Source organism: Pseudophaeobacter sp. A-200-2, assembly GCF_041008815.1.
Classification (GTDB): Bacteria; Pseudomonadota; Alphaproteobacteria; order Rhodobacterales; family Rhodobacteraceae; genus Phycobacter; species Phycobacter gallaeciensis_A.
Genome location: NZ_JAXGFU010000010.1, coordinates 123,514 through 138,457, shown reverse-complemented (window position 1 = coordinate 138,457; position 14,944 = coordinate 123,514). Strand labels below are relative to the sequence as shown.

The 14,944-nt window shown below is 63.4% G+C and carries 16 protein-coding genes; 6 read left to right on the top strand and 10 right to left on the bottom strand.

The window, feature by feature from the left end:
• The 5 genes from SM766_RS16180 to mbfA all read right to left on the bottom strand — a co-directional run bounded on the left by SM766_RS16180 (nucleotide 1) and on the right by mbfA (nucleotide 5,134).
• Nucleotides 1–456: a YaiI/YqxD family protein gene (locus tag SM766_RS16180; RefSeq protein ID WP_368948447.1), complete on the bottom strand. Its 456-nt coding sequence runs from the start codon at nucleotides 454–456 to the stop codon at nucleotides 1–3.
• Nucleotides 453–1,916 (bottom strand): Si-specific NAD(P)(+) transhydrogenase, encoded by a 1,464-nt coding sequence (gene sthA / locus SM766_RS16175; protein ID WP_274838213.1) that lies wholly within the window; start codon nucleotides 1,914–1,916, stop codon nucleotides 453–455. The genes SM766_RS16180 and sthA overlap by 4 nt, the downstream gene beginning before the upstream one ends.
• 21 nt (nucleotides 1,917–1,937) lie before the next feature.
• Nucleotides 1,938–2,771, bottom strand: a complete 834-nt coding sequence (fghA, locus tag SM766_RS16170) for an S-formylglutathione hydrolase (protein WP_368948446.1) — start codon at nucleotides 2,769–2,771, stop codon at nucleotides 1,938–1,940.
• Nucleotides 2,772–2,905: 134 nt separating this feature from the next.
• Nucleotides 2,906–3,835 carry an AEC family transporter gene (locus SM766_RS16165; RefSeq protein WP_368948445.1) on the bottom strand — a complete coding sequence of 310 codons (930 nt, stop codon included), beginning with the start codon at nucleotides 3,833–3,835 and terminating at the stop codon, nucleotides 2,906–2,908.
• Between the two features lie 324 nt (nucleotides 3,836–4,159).
• Nucleotides 4,160–5,134, bottom strand: coding sequence for an iron exporter MbfA (mbfA, locus tag SM766_RS16160; protein WP_274838215.1), 975 nt, complete (start codon nucleotides 5,132–5,134; stop codon nucleotides 4,160–4,162).
• Nucleotides 5,135–5,364: 230 nt separating this feature from the next.
• On the opposite strand from mbfA, the gene SM766_RS16155 reads away from it, so the two are divergent.
• Nucleotides 5,365–5,982 carry a TetR/AcrR family transcriptional regulator gene (locus SM766_RS16155; protein ID WP_368948444.1) on the top strand — a complete coding sequence of 206 codons (618 nt, stop codon included), beginning with the start codon at nucleotides 5,365–5,367 and terminating at the stop codon, nucleotides 5,980–5,982.
• A gap of 102 nt (nucleotides 5,983–6,084) precedes the next feature.
• Here the strand turns inward: SM766_RS16155 and SM766_RS16150 are convergent, their stop codons facing one another.
• Complete coding sequence (locus tag SM766_RS16150; protein ID WP_237028443.1) at nucleotides 6,085–6,582, bottom strand: c-type cytochrome; 498 nt, start codon at nucleotides 6,580–6,582, stop codon at nucleotides 6,085–6,087.
• 121 nt (nucleotides 6,583–6,703) lie between these two features.
• On the opposite strand from SM766_RS16150, the gene SM766_RS16145 reads away from it, so the two are divergent.
• The 4 genes from SM766_RS16145 (at nucleotide 6,704) to SM766_RS16130 (ending at nucleotide 10,108) form a co-directional block, all read left to right on the top strand.
• Nucleotides 6,704–8,425 carry a Y-family DNA polymerase gene (locus SM766_RS16145; protein ID WP_368948443.1) on the top strand — a complete coding sequence of 574 codons (1,722 nt, stop codon included), beginning with the start codon at nucleotides 6,704–6,706 and terminating at the stop codon, nucleotides 8,423–8,425.
• An 88-nt stretch (nucleotides 8,426–8,513) separates the two neighbouring features.
• Nucleotides 8,514–9,260, top strand: a complete 747-nt coding sequence (locus SM766_RS16140; protein WP_368948442.1) for an ArsR/SmtB family transcription factor — start codon at nucleotides 8,514–8,516, stop codon at nucleotides 9,258–9,260.
• Nucleotides 9,253–9,732 carry a YqfO family protein gene (locus SM766_RS16135; protein ID WP_368948441.1) on the top strand — a complete coding sequence of 160 codons (480 nt, stop codon included), beginning with the start codon at nucleotides 9,253–9,255 and terminating at the stop codon, nucleotides 9,730–9,732. The genes SM766_RS16140 and SM766_RS16135 overlap by 8 nt, the downstream gene beginning before the upstream one ends.
• 31 nt (nucleotides 9,733–9,763) lie before the next feature.
• Nucleotides 9,764–10,108: a DUF2794 domain-containing protein gene (locus SM766_RS16130; RefSeq protein WP_065271626.1), complete on the top strand. Its 345-nt coding sequence runs from the start codon at nucleotides 9,764–9,766 to the stop codon at nucleotides 10,106–10,108.
• A 37-nt stretch (nucleotides 10,109–10,145) separates the two neighbouring features.
• On the opposite strand, the gene SM766_RS16125 is transcribed toward SM766_RS16130, so the two are convergent.
• The 3 genes from SM766_RS16125 to SM766_RS16115 all read right to left on the bottom strand — a co-directional run bounded on the left by SM766_RS16125 (nucleotide 10,146) and on the right by SM766_RS16115 (nucleotide 12,800).
• Nucleotides 10,146–10,916 (bottom strand): C40 family peptidase, encoded by a 771-nt coding sequence (locus SM766_RS16125; protein WP_368948440.1) that lies wholly within the window; start codon nucleotides 10,914–10,916, stop codon nucleotides 10,146–10,148.
• Entirely contained in the window at nucleotides 10,913–12,316 is a 1,404-nt protein-coding gene (locus SM766_RS16120; RefSeq protein WP_368948439.1) for a leucyl aminopeptidase family protein, read from the bottom strand. Before SM766_RS16120 ends, SM766_RS16125 begins: the two co-directional genes overlap by 4 nt.
• A gap of 124 nt (nucleotides 12,317–12,440) precedes the next feature.
• Nucleotides 12,441–12,800: a hypothetical protein gene (locus SM766_RS16115; protein WP_065271624.1), complete on the bottom strand. Its 360-nt coding sequence runs from the start codon at nucleotides 12,798–12,800 to the stop codon at nucleotides 12,441–12,443.
• 177 nt (nucleotides 12,801–12,977) lie between these two features.
• On the opposite strand from SM766_RS16115, the gene SM766_RS16110 reads away from it, so the two are divergent.
• Nucleotides 12,978–13,628: a carbonic anhydrase gene (locus tag SM766_RS16110; protein ID WP_274830397.1), complete on the top strand. Its 651-nt coding sequence runs from the start codon at nucleotides 12,978–12,980 to the stop codon at nucleotides 13,626–13,628.
• Nucleotides 13,629–13,668: 40 nt separating this feature from the next.
• On the opposite strand, the gene SM766_RS16105 is transcribed toward SM766_RS16110, so the two are convergent.
• A complete protein-coding gene (locus tag SM766_RS16105; RefSeq protein WP_065271623.1) occupies nucleotides 13,669–14,820 on the bottom strand; it encodes a DUF3095 domain-containing protein in 1,152 nt (383 codons plus the stop codon).
• Between the last annotated feature and the right edge of the window lie 124 nt (nucleotides 14,821–14,944).

Below are 14,944 nucleotides of genomic sequence, written 5' to 3'. Positions count from 1 at the left end.
TCAGGACTGTTTGGCGGCCCGGATCTCGCGCTCCAAGGCATCCAGAAACCGCGAGCGGTCCGCTTTGGTGAAGCCCTTGCCGCTGCCCCCCGCGCCAAGCGGGTTGGCGGCGCGCAGGTCGGCCATCAGATCGCGCATCGCCAGCAGCTGGCCGATGTTGGCTTCGGTGAAGCGTTCGCCATTGTGGCGCAGAACCCGGGCGCCGGTTTCGATGCATTTCGCGGCGAGAGGGATATCCCCGGTCACCACCACATCGCCCGGTCCGCAGCGTTCGGCGATCCACATATCGGCCACATCGGCGCCTTCGGAGACGATCACGGTTTCCACCAGCGGATTGGCCGAGGGGCGCAAGCCGCCATTGGAGACCACGAACATCTTCAGCCCGTGACGGGTGGCGACCCGCTCGGCCTCTGCCTTGACCGGGCAGGCGTCGGCATCGATGTAAAGCGCGCTCACTCTTTCGCCTTTTTGGGCTCTGATTTCTCGGGCGCTTTGGTCGGCTGCTTCACCTTGAACTCATCCGGGATGGGCATCCGGTTGAAGGCATCCAGACCCGCGATCTTGTAGGCTTCGGCCAGGGTCGGGTAGTTGAAGGTGTTCTGGACGAAGTATTCCACCGTGCCCTGAAGGTTCAGCACCGCCTGGGCAATGTGAATAAGCTCGGTCGCGCCTTCACCGACGATCTGCACGCCCAGCACCCGGCGGGTTTTGAGGGAGAACAGCATTTTCAGCATGCCGTGTTCCAGCCCCATGATATGCCCGCGCGAGGTTTCGCGGAACCGCGCGATGCCGACCTCATAAGGCACACCGCGCTCCTGCAGCTCTTCCTCGGACATGCCGCAGGTGGAGATTTCCGGCACCGAGTAGATGCCATAGGGGAACCAGGGGCTTTCGGGGACGGTGGGCGTCTCCAACGCGTGACAGGCGGCAACGCGCCCCTGTTGCAGCGAGGTGGAGGCCAGCGAAGGGTGCCCGATTACATCGCCGGTGGCATACACATGCGGCACCGAGGTCTGGTAGGTCTTGCGCTCGACGCTGATGCGGCCTCGGTGGTCGGTCTCCAGCCCCACGGCCTTGAGGTTAAGATTGTCGGTATTGCCCATGCGTCCGGCCGCGAACAGCAGCATTTCACCGCGCACATGGCGGCCATTGGCCATGCTGACCTCGATATGGCTGCCTTCGTCCTCGATCTTCTCGATGGCCGAGCCAAGCCGCAGGTCGACACCGTTTTCGCGGATCTGATGGGTGAAGTCCTCGATGATGGTGCGGTCGATGAAATCCAGGAAGGTCTCGCGCGGCTCGATCAGGGTCACTCGCACATCAAGCGCCGAGAACATGGTGGCATATTCCACGCCGATGACCCCGGCGCCGACCACGATCAGCGAGCGCGGGATTTCCTCCATTTCCAGGAACTCGTCGCCATCGACCACGGTCTTGCCGTTAAAGGGCACGTCATCGGGGCGATAGGTGCGGGTGCCGGTGGCGATCAGGAATTTCTCGCCGGTGACCCGAGTGGTGTCGCCGGCTTCTGTCGCCACTTCAATCTCGTTCGGACCGGTAAAGCGCGCAAGCCCTGCCAGCCAGTCCACGTGGTTGCGGTTGAACTGGTGCTCCAGCACGTCAACCTCGTGGTCCAGCGTCATGTGCAGGCGCGCCTTCAGGTCCTCGGCATCGATCTGATCCTTCACCCGGTAGGCGCGGCCGTAGAAACTGCGCTCGCGCCAGCCGGTGAGGTTCAGCACCGTTTCTCGCAGGGTTTTCGACGGCACCGTGCCGGTGTGTACCGAAACGCCCCCCAGCCGGTCCTTGCGGTCGATGACCAGCACCCGCCGCTTGAGTTTCCCGGCCTGAATGGCGGCAGTCCGGCCCGAGGGGCCAGAGCCGATGATGACAAGATCGTAGTCGTACTGGCTCATGTGGTTCGGTCCTTTTGCGGATCAGTCCCGGTACAGCGCCTCGGCGTGAAACGAGACATGCTCTTCCATGAAGGTGGAGATGAAGAAATAGCTGTGGTCATAGCCCGGTTGCAGCCGCAGCGTGGCCTGCTGGCGGCGTTCGGCGACAGCCTGTGCCAGGGCTTCGGGGCGCAGCAGCTCATAGAACTGGTCGGCGGTGCCAGTGTCGACCAGAACCGGCCCGTCAAAACCGGTACCGCGCATCACCAGGCTGGCGTCATGTTTCGCCCATGCCGCCTCATCCGCGCCCAGATAGGCGGTCAGCTGCTTGCGGCCCCAGTCGCTGGCGGTCGGGTTGCAGATCGGCGCAAAGGCCGAGACCGAGCGGAACCGTCCCGGCAGGTTCATCGCCAGCGTCAGCGCACCATGGCCGCCCATTGAGTGGCCGGTGATCGCCTGCCGCTCCAGATCGACCGAGAAATTTGCGCCCAGAAAGGCGGGCAGTTCTTCGGCGATATAGTCCCACATCTGGTAGTGCGGCGCCCAGGGATCCTGGGTTGCGTTCACGTAGAACCCCGCGCCCTTGCCCAGGTCGTAGTTTTCATCGTCAGCCACATCGTCGCCGCGCGGCGAGGTGTCGGGGAAAACAATGGCGATGCCCTGCTCGGCGCACCAGGCCTGCGCGCCCGCCTTGGTCATGGCGTTTTCATGGGTGCAGGTCAGCCCCGACAGGAACCACAGGAGCGGCACCGGACCATCCTTTGCCTCTTCCGGCAGGAACAGGCCAAAGGTCATATCGCAGTTGGTGACCGTGCTTTTGTGCCGGTAGACGCCCTGCACGCCGCCAAAGCATTTGTTTTCCGATACGGTTTCCATGGTGAGGCTCCTTGCAAATGAGTGCCTATCAGCTACCCGTCGGCGGGGGCCGGGTCCAGTGTTGCGGCGCCCTGTCGCAGCCTTTTTGCGTCAGAAGCTTTGCAAAAGACTGAATGCTGGCCGGTTGATGGAGATTAAAGTCCAGACGCCCAGGCGATAGCCAGCGGTACGGTCAGGATCGACAGCGCGGTGGAAATCAGAATCGCCGCTGAAACCCGGTGCGGCGCGACGTTGTAATGCTGCGCCAGCATGTAGACATTGCCCGCCACCGGCAGCGAGGCCGCCGCGATGGCCACTGAGGCCGGGAAACTGGCGACCGGCACCAGCCACAACACGCCAATGGCAACGCAGAGCGGATGCAGCACCAGCTTGGCAAAGCTGAGCCAGACGGCAACCTGCATGCGCTCGGCTGATTTCGAGGCCAGCGAGGCGCCGATGGCAAAAAGCGCGCCGGGAGTGGCGGCGCCGCCGAGGATCGACAGGAAATCATTGACCGGCGCCGGGATTGGTTGCGCCGAGGCAGACCAGGCCAGCCCGGCAACGATGGCCACGATCATCGGATTTCGCACTAGTCCCATTGCGACCAGTTTCAGGGTGCGCGGCCCCAGACCCGACCCGCGCCCGGCGTTGATCAGGATGACGATGAGCGAGGAGAACACCACCAGATCGACGCTCAGCACCACCATCATCGGCCCGATGGAGGCTTCGCCGAACAGGATCGCCATCATCGGCAGTCCGAGGAAGCCGACGTTGCCGATGGCGGCGCATTGCGCCTCGACCGCTGCGGTAGGCATGTCCAACCCCCTGAGGGCCGCCACCGCCGTGGCGACAAGGTAGACCGCGACGGTCCCAGCGAGATAGCCGAGGATCAGGTTGGGATCGAAGACCTCGGCAAAGGACAGGTTGGCGGCAAAGCGAAAGATCATCGCCGAAAGTGGGAAGAAGAAGACAAATTTCGTCAGATAGGCCGTGGCCTCTTCGGTGAAGAACCGCGTGCGCCCGGCCCAGTAGCCAAGGCCGATGATCGCAAAGAAGGGCAGGGTTCTGAAGAATATGTCAGCCATCGCTGAACTGGTAACCTGATTTTACCAAAACGAAAAGCCTGATTGCGCTCGTGGGTGACCTGATTGGGCAGGCGGGAGGAAGAGATGAACGCGCCCCTCCCGCCCGTCGCCTCTGCATGAAACATGCAGGGCGCCCGTTGGGCCGGGCCGCGCCGGTGCGCGGCAGGGACATGCTTTGGCTGCGGTTTTGCCTGCTTCGACCTGTGCCCCGATGGTGATGGTGCGCAACCCGCCGCGCGCCAGCGCGGCGCTACGCCCAACGGGAGGCGGCGGTCCCCAGGACCGCTTCCGACGGGCGGGAGTGCCGCCTCTGGATCTCAGAGGTCAGCCGCTGCCGATCAGAGCGCCCGCGCCCAGAACCAGTGCTCCACCCAGAACCACCTGCAGCGTGGCGCGCCAAAACGGTGTCTCCATGTATTTGTTCTGGATCCAGGCAATTGCCCAGAGTTCCACGAACACGATGACAAAGGCGATGGTCGTCGCGGTCCAGAACTCGGGGATCAGATAGGGCAGGGCGTGGCCAAGCCCGCCGAGCGTTGTCATCACCCCCGAGGCAATGCCCCGTTTCATCGGCGATCCGCGCCCCGACAGCTCGCCATCGTCCGAGGCCGCTTCGGTAAAGCCCATGGAAATGCCCGCCCCCACAGAGGCAGCAACGCCGACCAGGAAGGTCGTCCAGGTGTCCTGCGTGGCAAAGGCGGTGGCAAAGATCGGCGCCAGAGTGGAGACCGAACCATCCATCAGCCCGGCCAGCCCCGGCTGCACCCAGGTCAGCACGAACTGCCGGTGCGCGGTGCGGTCTTCCTCAGATCGCGCATCGCCCGTCAGATGCGCCTCTTCTAGCTCGGCGGCGGTGTCGCGGTGACCCGCTTCGGCGGCCGCCAGATCGCCCAGCAATTTGCGGGTGGCGGCATCTTGGGTGCGGGCTGCTGCGGCGAGGTAGAAGCGTTCGGCCTCCGCCTCCATCGCCTTGGCTTCTTCGCGGATCCGCTCAAGGCTGAGGTTCTCCATCAGCCAGATTGGGCGACGGTTGTAATAACCGGCCACATGTTCCCGCCGGATCAGCGGGATCGCCGGGCCAAACCGCTGTTCATGCAAGGCGATCAGCCGGGCGCGGTGCTCATCCTCTTCGGCGGCCATGCCATCGAACATCTTCGCGGTGGCAGGAAAATCCTCCCGCAGCCGCGCGGCATAGCCGCGATAGATCCGGGCGTCGTCTTCTTCGGATGAAATGGCCAGCGCCAGGATCTCCTGGCCGGTCAGGTCCGAAAACCGTTTTCGCTGTGGAAGAAAGCGCATTTGGGCCTCATCTTTTTAGAATGGTTCTAACCATATGGGCATGAGGACAAAGCGCAAGACCCATCGGCAGAGGCGCGCTGCGGCAGAGTGCAGCATTTGTCGTTGTTGTTCGTGCTTTGACGTCGGGCGTTCCGGGTGCTGCTGGAGTGTTGATGACTGGGGAGTTGTTGAACAGCGGATGGGTAGGCTAAAGTGATCCGGTCATCCCGCCAGCGCCACGAGGACCGGTCATGAATGAGCAAGCCAGCATTGTCAGGACCGGACGCAAGTTTGACCAGGTTCTGGAAGGCGCGCGCGAGGTGTTCATGGCCGATGGCTTTGAAGGCGCCAGCGTCGACGATATCGCCCGTGCTGCGGGTGTGTCCAAGGCAACGCTCTATAGCTATTTCCCCGACAAGCGCCTGCTGTTCATGGAAGTTGCCCGCAACGAATGCGCCCGTCAGGCGGATGCGCCGATGGATCTGGCCGGGGCCTGCTGCACACCGCGTGATGTGCTTTGCGCTGCCGGGCGGCACATCCTGTCGGTCAGCCTGTCGGAATTCGGCCTGCGCATGTTCCGGATCTGCGTGGCCGAGGCAGATCGCTTCCCGGATCTTGGGCGCCAGTTCTATGAAAGTGGGCCGATGGTGGTCAGGGCCCGGCTGCGCGATTACCTGAAAGGCGCGGCTGCACGGGGGGAATTGCAGATCGAGGATTTCGACCTTGCCGCGGATCAGTTTGCCGAATTGTGCCGGGCCGATCTGGTGCCGCGTCTGATCTTCAACATCGATACCGAGTTTTCGGCCGAAGAGCGCGAGCGGGTGATCGCAGGGGCGGTGGAGCTGTTCTTGGCCCGTTATGGTAGCTGACCGGGACGAGCCTGTCCTTAGTCTGTGTCGCCTGCTCCGGCGCAGCGCAGTGCCGTTGATGGAGGCCCGCCCTCTGGGCGACCCTCCTGTGTCACGTCTCCCTCAGTGGGTGATAAAATCGTTGGGCGCATTCCGGTAGGTTTCGTGGCAGCTGAGGCAAGCCTGCACCATGCTCGGCACCGTCCGCAGCAGTCCGTTCAGGGTATATGCGTTCAGCTGTTTGGCGGCATCCTTGGCGGTCTCTGCCCGGGTTTCGAAATCATCCCATTGTTGCCAGATCAGCGGGTTGGCGTGTGAATTGGGATCCATGCGCGGTTTCTTGAACCGCTTGCGGATGTCGCCTGTTGTTTTCACCAACGTGCGCCGGGCGGCCTTGGCCTTGGAGGCGTTAAAGCTGGTGCGCCCCGCCATCATGTCAGCCAGCGTGGTAATGGCCGCTTTCTGGGTGGCCATCAGCTCGACCCGCCGCTTGACGTGCTTGTCCGCGATCGGTGCGGCTGCATCCAGTTGCGCACCTGCCAGGGCCAGACCCAGCACCAGAAGGACAGGAATACTGCGCAAGCCGCGCGGCGAGACAGAGGGCATGAGCGGATGCGTCATGAGCGCGGCTCCTGTGTGTGGGGGTGGATTGACCGAATCGAATGATTGGAACAAATATAGAACATAGGCGGTGCCGACTGCTTGTTTTCGAAAATTTTGGACCATCAAACCGGATCGTGTCATGTCCCATCGCCGCATATTGTCGCTCTGGTTTCCGCGTCTCGGAGCAGAGCGTGTGATGCGCGCGGGGCGTGGCAGTCTTGCCGGGCCTCTGGCCATTGTGGAGGAACTTTCCAACACACAGGTTATTTCTGCGTTAAATGAGGCGGCCGAGGCCGAGGGGCTTTTTGTTGGGCAACCCTTGCGTGATGCCCATGCCATTTGCGCTACGCTCTTGACTCGTAAACGCAATATTCCGGCGGAAACGGCTTTTTTGATGGCTCTTGGGCGCTGGGCGGGCAAGTTCAGCCCTTGGGTTGCGCCGCAGGTCCCGGATGAAATCAATCTCGACATGACCGGCTGTTCACATCTTTTTGATGGCGAGGCGGCCCTGCTGACGCAGATCGATGCGGACTGCGCGGACATGGGGATCACGGTGCGGATGGGGCTGGCCGATACACTGGGCGCGGCCTGGGCGCTGGCGCGCTATGCAGGGCAGGCGGCCGGGCTGCCGGAGGACCGGTCCGGCGATGCCATCGATCAGGAGGCCCGCGCCACCCGCGCCCGCGCGGCCCGCATATCTGTACGCCCGGCGGCGCCGGGGCAAGGGGCGCCTTCGGGCAAGGCGGGGCGCAGGCACTGGACCCGGGGCGGTGCGGCACCGCAGGCGGTCGAGCTGTCGCAGCAGCCCGAACGGATCGCGCCGGTGGGGCAGGCGCACCGGGTGCTGGCGCCCCTACCAGTGGCGGCCCTGCGGCTGGAGGCATCAGCCGTGGCGCAGCTGGGCCGACTTGGCCTGCGGCAGATCGGCGATCTCCTGGATCAGCCCCGTGCCAGTCTGGCGCGGCGCTTTGGCCGGGGGCTGGTACTGCGCCTTGATCAGGCCATGGGCAGCACCCCGGAACCGGTCTCCCCGGCGGGGGTGCCTGACAGTTTTGCGGTGCGCCTGACCCTGCCCGAGCCGATCGGCCTGGTGGAGGATCTTCAGGCAGGGATCGATCGGATGCTGCCCCGGCTTTGCGCCTTGCTTGAGGAACGCGGCAAGGGCGCGCGTCTGCTGCGGCTTGAGGCGCACCGAGTCGATCAGGCAGCCCAGATCGTGACCGTCGGTCTGGCACGACCCAGCCGGGACCCGGACCGCATCCGGCCGCTGCTGGCGATGAAGCTGGAGCAGATCGACGCGGGGTTTGGCATCGAGATACTGCGTCTTGAGGCCATGCAGGCCGAGCCCATCCATGCCCGCACCCAGGCCGGTCATCTGGAGGCCACTGCCGCCGCCAGAACCCGGCAGGCGGGTGGGCAGACCGTGGCGCTGGAAGATCTGATCGGCCGTATCGGCGCGCGGGTCGGGCTGGAGGCGATCACCCGGCGCCACCCGGTCGAGACGCATATCCCGGAAAAAACAGCCAAGGTGCTGGCCGCCGCCTGGTCAGAGCCTGCGCAGGACTGGCCCGCTTCGCTCCATGCGCGCCCCTTGTTGCTGTGGCGCCCGGAACTGGTGATGGCCCCGGATGTGCCCCAGGTGCCCGAACGGTTCCGTTGGCGCGGGCGCGACTGGGAGCTGGCCACCGCCGAAGGCCCCGAGCGCATCGCCCCGGAATGGTGGTTGGAGGATCCGAACTGGCGAACCGGAGTGCGCGATTACTGGGTCGTGGTGACCACCTGCGGGGCCCGGTTGTGGGTGTTCTTTGCCCATGGGGCGGCGCTGTCGCGGGGGTGGTTCTGTCAGGGCAGCTTTGCCTGAGGGTGCCCCCGCCCGCAGGGGTGATCCTTCGCTCTGCGCCGAAGTCTTTGTCCTTGGGGCCGGGGGCAGCAGCGCCTAGGGTTATGACATGAGCAAACCAGACCCGCATAAGTCCCCGCAGACCCCGCGCTTTGACATTCTGGGGCAGGCCATCGGCGATGCCAGCCGCACCCGGATGCTGTGTGAGCTGATGGAGGGGCGGGCCTATACCAACAAGGAACTTGCCGCAGCCGCCGGGATCATGCCGCAGACGGCGACCGCGCATTTGCGGATGTTGCAGGAGGCCGGGCTGGTGGTGGCGGAGAAACGGGGTCGCTGTGTTTATCACCGGCTGTCCGGGGCCGAGGTTGCCCAGGCGCTGGAGCAGCTGGCCGCGATTGCCCCTGCTGACAGTCTGTATCTGGCGCAGCGCCGCAAGGCGGGTGGACTGGCCGAGGTGCGCAGCTGCTATGATCATCTGGCCGGGCCGCTGGCGGTGGCGATGGCGCAGGCCTTTTTGCGCCGGGGGATGCTGGCAGAACGGGACGGCGGGTTCGATACGGTCCCATCCGATCTGTGGGCGCCGCTTGGGGTTACCCTGCCGGATCCGAAACGCAACGTGCGCCAGCCCTTTGCCCGGCCCTGTCTCGACTGGACCGAACGGCGGCTGCATGTGGCGGGACCGCTGGGGCGGCAACTGCTGTCTCATGCGCTGGAGCGCGGCTGGATGCTGCGCCGCCACCACAAAAGGGGGCTGACCCTCACCGCGCCGGGCCGCAGGGCGCTGCAACAGCTCCTGGGGCTGGAGCTGTCCGGGAGTGCGACGGAACTGAGTGAGGGAGGACCCCATGTCTGAGATCAGAACCGACACACAAGATGACCGCTACACCGTTCAGACCGGAACCCGGCTGCTGGTGCAGGTGCCAAAGGGTGACGCCGCCAAGGTGATGGATGCGATTGTCGCCTGTGATCCGCTGCGCTGGGGCGATTATGATCAGGTGGGGTTCACCACCGCGACGGGGGTGCAGCAGTTCCGCTCGCTTCCGGGCGGGGTCAACCGGGCCAGCGAAGCGGCGGTAGAGGTGCCTTGCGTCGAAGTGCAGGTCTTTGTGCCGCAAACTGGCGCTGATCTCGATCCGCTGTTGAGGGCGATCTATTACGTTCATCCCTATGAAGAGCCGGTGATCCAGCTGCTTGCGGCCAGCCGCACCCTGCATATCCGGGGACAAGACGAAGGCAATCCCAACCGGTTCTGGAACCGGGCGGATGCGGATTGGGTGCCCGATGTGCATCGCAGCGATGGGGGCGTGCGCGCCGAAACCGCTTGATTCCCGCCCGGATTGACGCGAACCTGATATCATGAGCTTTCAAAACACGGCGTCATTCCCCGGGGCAGGCATCCCAGAGCAGGTTTCATTCGACCGCAAGGAACTGTCGGTGATCCTTTCCCTTTACGGTCGCATGGTCGCTGCGGGGGAGTGGCGGGACTACGGGATTTCCTCGCTGCGGGAATGCGCCGTCTTTTCGGTGTTCCGGCGCACCGCTGAACACCCGCTCTACCGGATCGAAAAACGCCCCAAGCTGCGCAACCGTCAAGGGCAGTATTCGGTGGTGGGCATCGACGGCCAGATCCTGAAGCGCGGGCACGATCTGAAAACCGTGCTGCGGGTGCTAGAGCGCAAGCTGATCCGCGCCGTCGACTGAGCCTTTCGTAAGTCCCTTAGGCCAAGGAGCCCCTCTGTCAGGATAAACGTTTATGCGCAGTGACGGGGCCATCGCCCTGTTCGGCGATCCGGGTGATCGCGGCCTGCAGGGGTTCGATAGCCACCGCCATGTCATGGGCATTGGCGTGGATGATGCTTTCACCGTCGCGCACCAGGGCAACATGGCCTTTCCAGAACAACAGATCCCCGCGCATATAGGTGCTGCCTTCGGGCAGGGCGCGGCCCAGATCCCGCTCTTGCGGGCCGCTGTCGCCGGGACAGGCAATGCCGCAGGCCAACAGCGCGGCTTGCACCAGCCCGGAACAGTCGATGCCAAAGCGGCTGTCGCCGCCCCAGAGGTAGGGCGTGCCAAGGAACCCTTCGGCCACGGTGATCGGATCTTGCATCAGGCTGCCGATGGGCATCAGATGCGTCGCGGGGACATGCCCCAGTTCAGTTGCCACGAAACGCCCGGAGGTTTCGCTGACCCGCAGCAGGCTGCCAAAGCTGAGGCTGCATTGGTCCGCCGATTTGAAATCGGGTTTCGCATAGGCATGGGTCGCCGGGGCGCTGACCCAATGGCTTGCTTCCAGCGGCGCGGTCAGGGCCGCCACCGGGACATAGCCGGTATATCCATCCTTCTCGGCCCGGATCTGCGCCCAGCCATCCTGTGAGCTGAGAACCAAGACCGGCGCCCCATAAAGAAACTGCCGGTCGCGCGGGCCATCGGGACGTCGCAGAACATCGACAACCGGAAGGGCGGTTCGCGCGCGCTCCTGCGCAGAGCTCTCCATCACGGGGCCGCTCATAGGTTCAACATCTCCGGCAGCGCGGCAAAGATCGCCCGCGCGCCCTGACCGACACCGCCCTTGGGGCGGGCAGGGGCGGTGCTGGGCGTCCAGCCGTAGATGTCGAAATGCATGTAGCGGCTGTTGCCCGCAAAGCGGCGCAGGAAAAGGGCAGCGGTGATCGACCCAGCAAAGCCACCCGCAGGCGCATTGTCGAGATCGGCAATACCGGGTTCGATCATCGTCTCATAGGGGTCATGGAAGGGCATGCGCCAGACTGGATCGGCCATCTGCCTCGCCGTGCCCGCAATGGTAGCGGCATCCGCATCGGCGCTGGCGTAAAAGGGCGCCAGATCCGGCCCCACAGCCACCCGCGCGGCGCCGGTCAGCGTCGCCATGGAGATCAGCAGGTCAGGCGTATCCTCATCTGCCAGCGTCAGGGCATCGGCCAGCACCAGACGGCCCTCGGCGTCGGTGTTGTTGATCTCGACCGTCAGCCCCTTGCGGGAGGTCAGTACATCGCCGGGCCGGAAGGCATTGCCGGAAACCGCATTTTCCACCGCGGGGATCAGCACGCGCAGCTGCACTGGCAGCCCTGCGGCCATGATCATCCGCGCCAGCCCCAGCACGGTGGCAGAGCCGCCCATGTCCTTTTTCATCAACCCCATGCTGCTGCCGGGTTTGAGGTTGAGCCCGCCGGTGTCGAAACAGACGCCCTTGCCCACCAGGGTCAGCTTTGGTCCGCTGTCGCCCCAGCGCAGGTCAATGAGGCGGGGGCGCGCCGTGGCGGCCCGGCCAACCGCGTGAATCATTGGCAGGTTCAGTTCCAGAAGGTCCTGATCCAGCGTCACCTGTGCCGTGGCGCCGAATTCGCGGGCCAGATCTTCGGCTGCGGCCTGCAGCTGGTCAGGGCCCATATCGGCGGCGGGTGTATTGATCAGATCGCGGGTCAGGCATTCGGCGGCCACCAGCGATTCGACGGCTTTCGCATCGACACCTTCGGGTGCAACCAGAGCAGCGCCGGGCGCCTTGGCCTCCTTGTAGCGATCAAAGCGATACTGCGTCATCAGCCAGCCGAAACATTCCTGTTCCAGAGCAGTCTCGGGAATTGCGTTGCCGCCACCGCCCCCGCTTGCAAGTGTATAGATCCCTTCGGGCAGCTTTTCGGCTGCCGCCGCCAGCGTAAACCGCTGACGCGCACGCTGTGCTGCGTTGCCGTATCCGGCCAGCGCCATTGCCGGGCCGTTTCCATCGGAGGCCGGAACCAGAAGCACCTGACCGATCGCTCCCTTGAACCCATTTGCCCGCGCCCATCCTGCGACCTGATCTGGCTGGGTTTGCAGCCAGGTTTCGCAGGACGCCTGATCAATAACATAAAGCACAATAGCATTATCGCAGGGTGCGGCAAAAACGGGGGTCATCGGGATACTCCGGTCATGGGGGCTTATTCAGCCGTCAGAGTATCCGTCACCGCGTTGCCTGCAAGCCCTGCGTGAATACAGCCTGTGGGTCGGATTTTGGATTTGGGTTCTGGTCGTGTCGGGTTCAGATAGAGAGGTCCTGCTGTTCCCAGACTGCGGTCAGGGATCTTTCGCCAACGCGCAGCAGGCGGAACACCGTTGCCGCAATGGCCGGCGAATCCTTGCTGTCGACGGCGTCGGTCACATCGCCGGCGATGGCCGCCATCGCGGTCATGCCGATCTGATCCGAAATCGCGATCAGTGAGCGCGCGTTCTTGCGCAGATTTTCCATATCATTCTGACGCCACAAGCGTTCGCAATGCGAAAGGCGGACCGCCAGTTCTTCAATTGCACGGCAAACGACGTCCTCGGCTCCGGTTTCGCCCAACTGTGAATACAGCTCGGAAAGTTTTCCCGGATCCAGACGCACGTTTTCCTTATGCATGACAGTGAGTATATTGGTCACCACATTCACCCCAGTTCACTATGCCCCCACGGCACGATGACCAATTTGACCCTCAAGAGTTGTCAAAAGGTTTCCAGGCTGATGCTGGAATCTCTCGAATTTGCTGACAATGCAGGCTATCACCCCTGTCAGGGTTCAAATCAGGGAATGCACCATATGCAATACGCCAAGCCTCTGCCGAGCTATCTCGTGACGCGTTACCACGGCTGGAAAGCGACGGCTTATCAGGAAAACCAGGGCTGGTACCGGCGTCTGGCTTCCGAAGGGCAGCGCCCGCGCGCGATGGTGATTTCCTGCTGCGACAGCCGCGTTCACGTCACCTCGATCTTTGGCGCGGACCAGGGTGAGTTCTTTATTCATCGCAATATCGCGAATCTGGTGCCGCCCTATGCACCCGATGGCGACCACCACGGCACCAGTGCCACGATCGAATACGCGGTTACGGTACTGAAGGTGGCGCATCTGATCGTGCTGGGTCATTCCCAATGCGGAGGCGTGCAAGGCTGTATCGATATGTGTAAGGGCCACGCGCCCGGGTTGGAGGCGAAGGAAAGTTTCGTCGGTCGCTGGATGGACATCCTGAAGCCGAAGTTCACTTTGGTCGAAGACATCGACGATGCAGAGAATCAGGCGCGCCAGTTCGAGCGTCAGGCGGTTGTCGCATCGCTTGAGAATCTGATGACCTTTCCCTTCATCGAAGACGCGGTCTCCGAAGGCTCGCTCAGCCTTCATGGTCTGTGGACGGACATCGGTGAAGGTGGTCTGGAATGCTATGATCCCAAAACTGGAGCATTCCAACAGGTCTGAACGGGACTCACATGGGGGGTAAGCTCAGGCCAGAGCCGGTTCAGGACTGGGTCCGGCGTTGCAGGTCAGCGGCGGCTTGGGTGTAGCCGCCCGAAGCCCCATCGACGAAATGCACATGATCATCACGCATGGCAGAGGGCACGATACAGGTCACCATGGCTGCGTCCTGTTCGTGCAGGCCGAAGCGAATCTGCCCGGCCTGTTGTGTTCTCTCCAACAGGTCCAGAACCCGGTCCCGCACGGCAGGGCTACAATCGACGGTCATCTTCAGCCCGTCATCGAATTTTCGGAAGTCAGAGTTGGCGCTGAGCACGGACAGATAGTGATCGGGATCAAAACTGCCGGTTGGTTTGCCACGCCCGAACAGAAACCTTGCAATGGCGGACCCTGCGGTCAGCCACAGGGCGCGCAAGGACAGCGGGATATAGCCCCGCGAAAGACGCGCTTCGATCATCAGCCCGGGCGGCGGAAACTTCAGAGCGGGGCCGCTGACCGGGACCGGGTGTCCGCTGCGGTCCAGTTGTGCCGTCAGCTCCAGCAGTTCGGATGCAATCTGTGAAAACTGATGCGGTCCGGTGCCTGCAACGGGCAGGACAACCAGCGACATAATCAGCCCGTTGCGGGCGGGCGTATTGCTCCAGCGGCAGGAAAGGCCGGTCAGGTCCGGAGGTTCCTCCGTCTCTGCCGCGCCGATGCTGTAGGCACCCGCCTTCATCTGCTGTTCGGCCCAGGCCAGACCCCCGCCCGAGAACATCGCGTAATCTGCATCCTCGGACACTGCATAGCGGGCAACGGTCACGTTCAACCCCTCGGCGCGGATCCGTTCGATCGGCATCTGTGCCGCCCGCAGGGTGATGCCGAATTCATCTCTGACCCAATCCCGCAGCCGCGCCAGAGTTTCGCGCGCGGTGCCCGCGTGCTCAGGAGCGACCGCAAAGGATGCCCCGTCGCCACCGAAACTATAGGGAAAGGCGGTATCGCCGAGTGTGTTCATCATGGCGGCAATGACCGAGGCGCCCACCATGTTGACGGTCTTGTATTCCCCGGCGGCAATCAGGTCGGTAGAGGCTACGATGTCGGTGCAGCATACCACCCAGTGCTGCGGTAGCGGGACAAAGACCTCTGGACGGGCCAGGGCCGAGAAGGCTCCGTGTTTGGGGAGCTGTTCATAAAACCTGTCCTGCCGTGTCATCGCATCCTTGGCCGTTCCAATCGTTCCGAGGGATATCGGTCTCCAAAGGAATTGTAGTGATCTGGCAAACATGCAAGTTACACCAGCGTGATTTAATGCTCCTCTTGCGACGGGAATGATCCGC

Bases quoted from the DNA above. Each gene is read 5' to 3' on its own strand.
- sthA (WP_274838213.1), bottom strand. From the start codon at position 1,916: ATGAGCCAGTACGACTACGATCTTGTCATCATCGGCTCTGGCCCCTCG.
- SM766_RS16155 (WP_368948444.1), top strand. From the start codon at position 5,365: ATGAATGAGCAAGCCAGCATTGTCAGGACCGGACGCAAGTTTGACCAG.
- SM766_RS16120 (WP_368948439.1), bottom strand. From the start codon at position 12,316: ATGACCCCCGTTTTTGCCGCACCCTGCGATAATGCTATTGTGCTTTAT.
- SM766_RS16165 (WP_368948445.1), bottom strand. From the start codon at position 3,835: ATGGCTGACATATTCTTCAGAACCCTGCCCTTCTTTGCGATCATCGGC.
- mbfA (WP_274838215.1), bottom strand. From the start codon at position 5,134: ATGCGCTTTCTTCCACAGCGAAAACGGTTTTCGGACCTGACCGGCCAG.
- SM766_RS16115 (WP_065271624.1), bottom strand. From the start codon at position 12,800: ATGCATAAGGAAAACGTGCGTCTGGATCCGGGAAAACTTTCCGAGCTG.
- SM766_RS16125 (WP_368948440.1), bottom strand. From the start codon at position 10,916: ATGAGCGGCCCCGTGATGGAGAGCTCTGCGCAGGAGCGCGCGCGAACC.
- SM766_RS16110 (WP_274830397.1), top strand. From the start codon at position 12,978: ATGCAATACGCCAAGCCTCTGCCGAGCTATCTCGTGACGCGTTACCAC.
- SM766_RS16130 (WP_065271626.1), top strand. From the start codon at position 9,764: ATGAGCTTTCAAAACACGGCGTCATTCCCCGGGGCAGGCATCCCAGAG.
- fghA (WP_368948446.1), bottom strand. From the start codon at position 2,771: ATGGAAACCGTATCGGAAAACAAATGCTTTGGCGGCGTGCAGGGCGTC.
- SM766_RS16140 (WP_368948442.1), top strand. From the start codon at position 8,514: ATGAGCAAACCAGACCCGCATAAGTCCCCGCAGACCCCGCGCTTTGAC.
- SM766_RS16135 (WP_368948441.1), top strand. From the start codon at position 9,253: ATGTCTGAGATCAGAACCGACACACAAGATGACCGCTACACCGTTCAG.
- SM766_RS16150 (WP_237028443.1), bottom strand. From the start codon at position 6,582: ATGACGCATCCGCTCATGCCCTCTGTCTCGCCGCGCGGCTTGCGCAGT.
- SM766_RS16145 (WP_368948443.1), top strand. From the start codon at position 6,704: ATGTCCCATCGCCGCATATTGTCGCTCTGGTTTCCGCGTCTCGGAGCA.
- SM766_RS16105 (WP_065271623.1), bottom strand. From the start codon at position 14,820: ATGACACGGCAGGACAGGTTTTATGAACAGCTCCCCAAACACGGAGCC.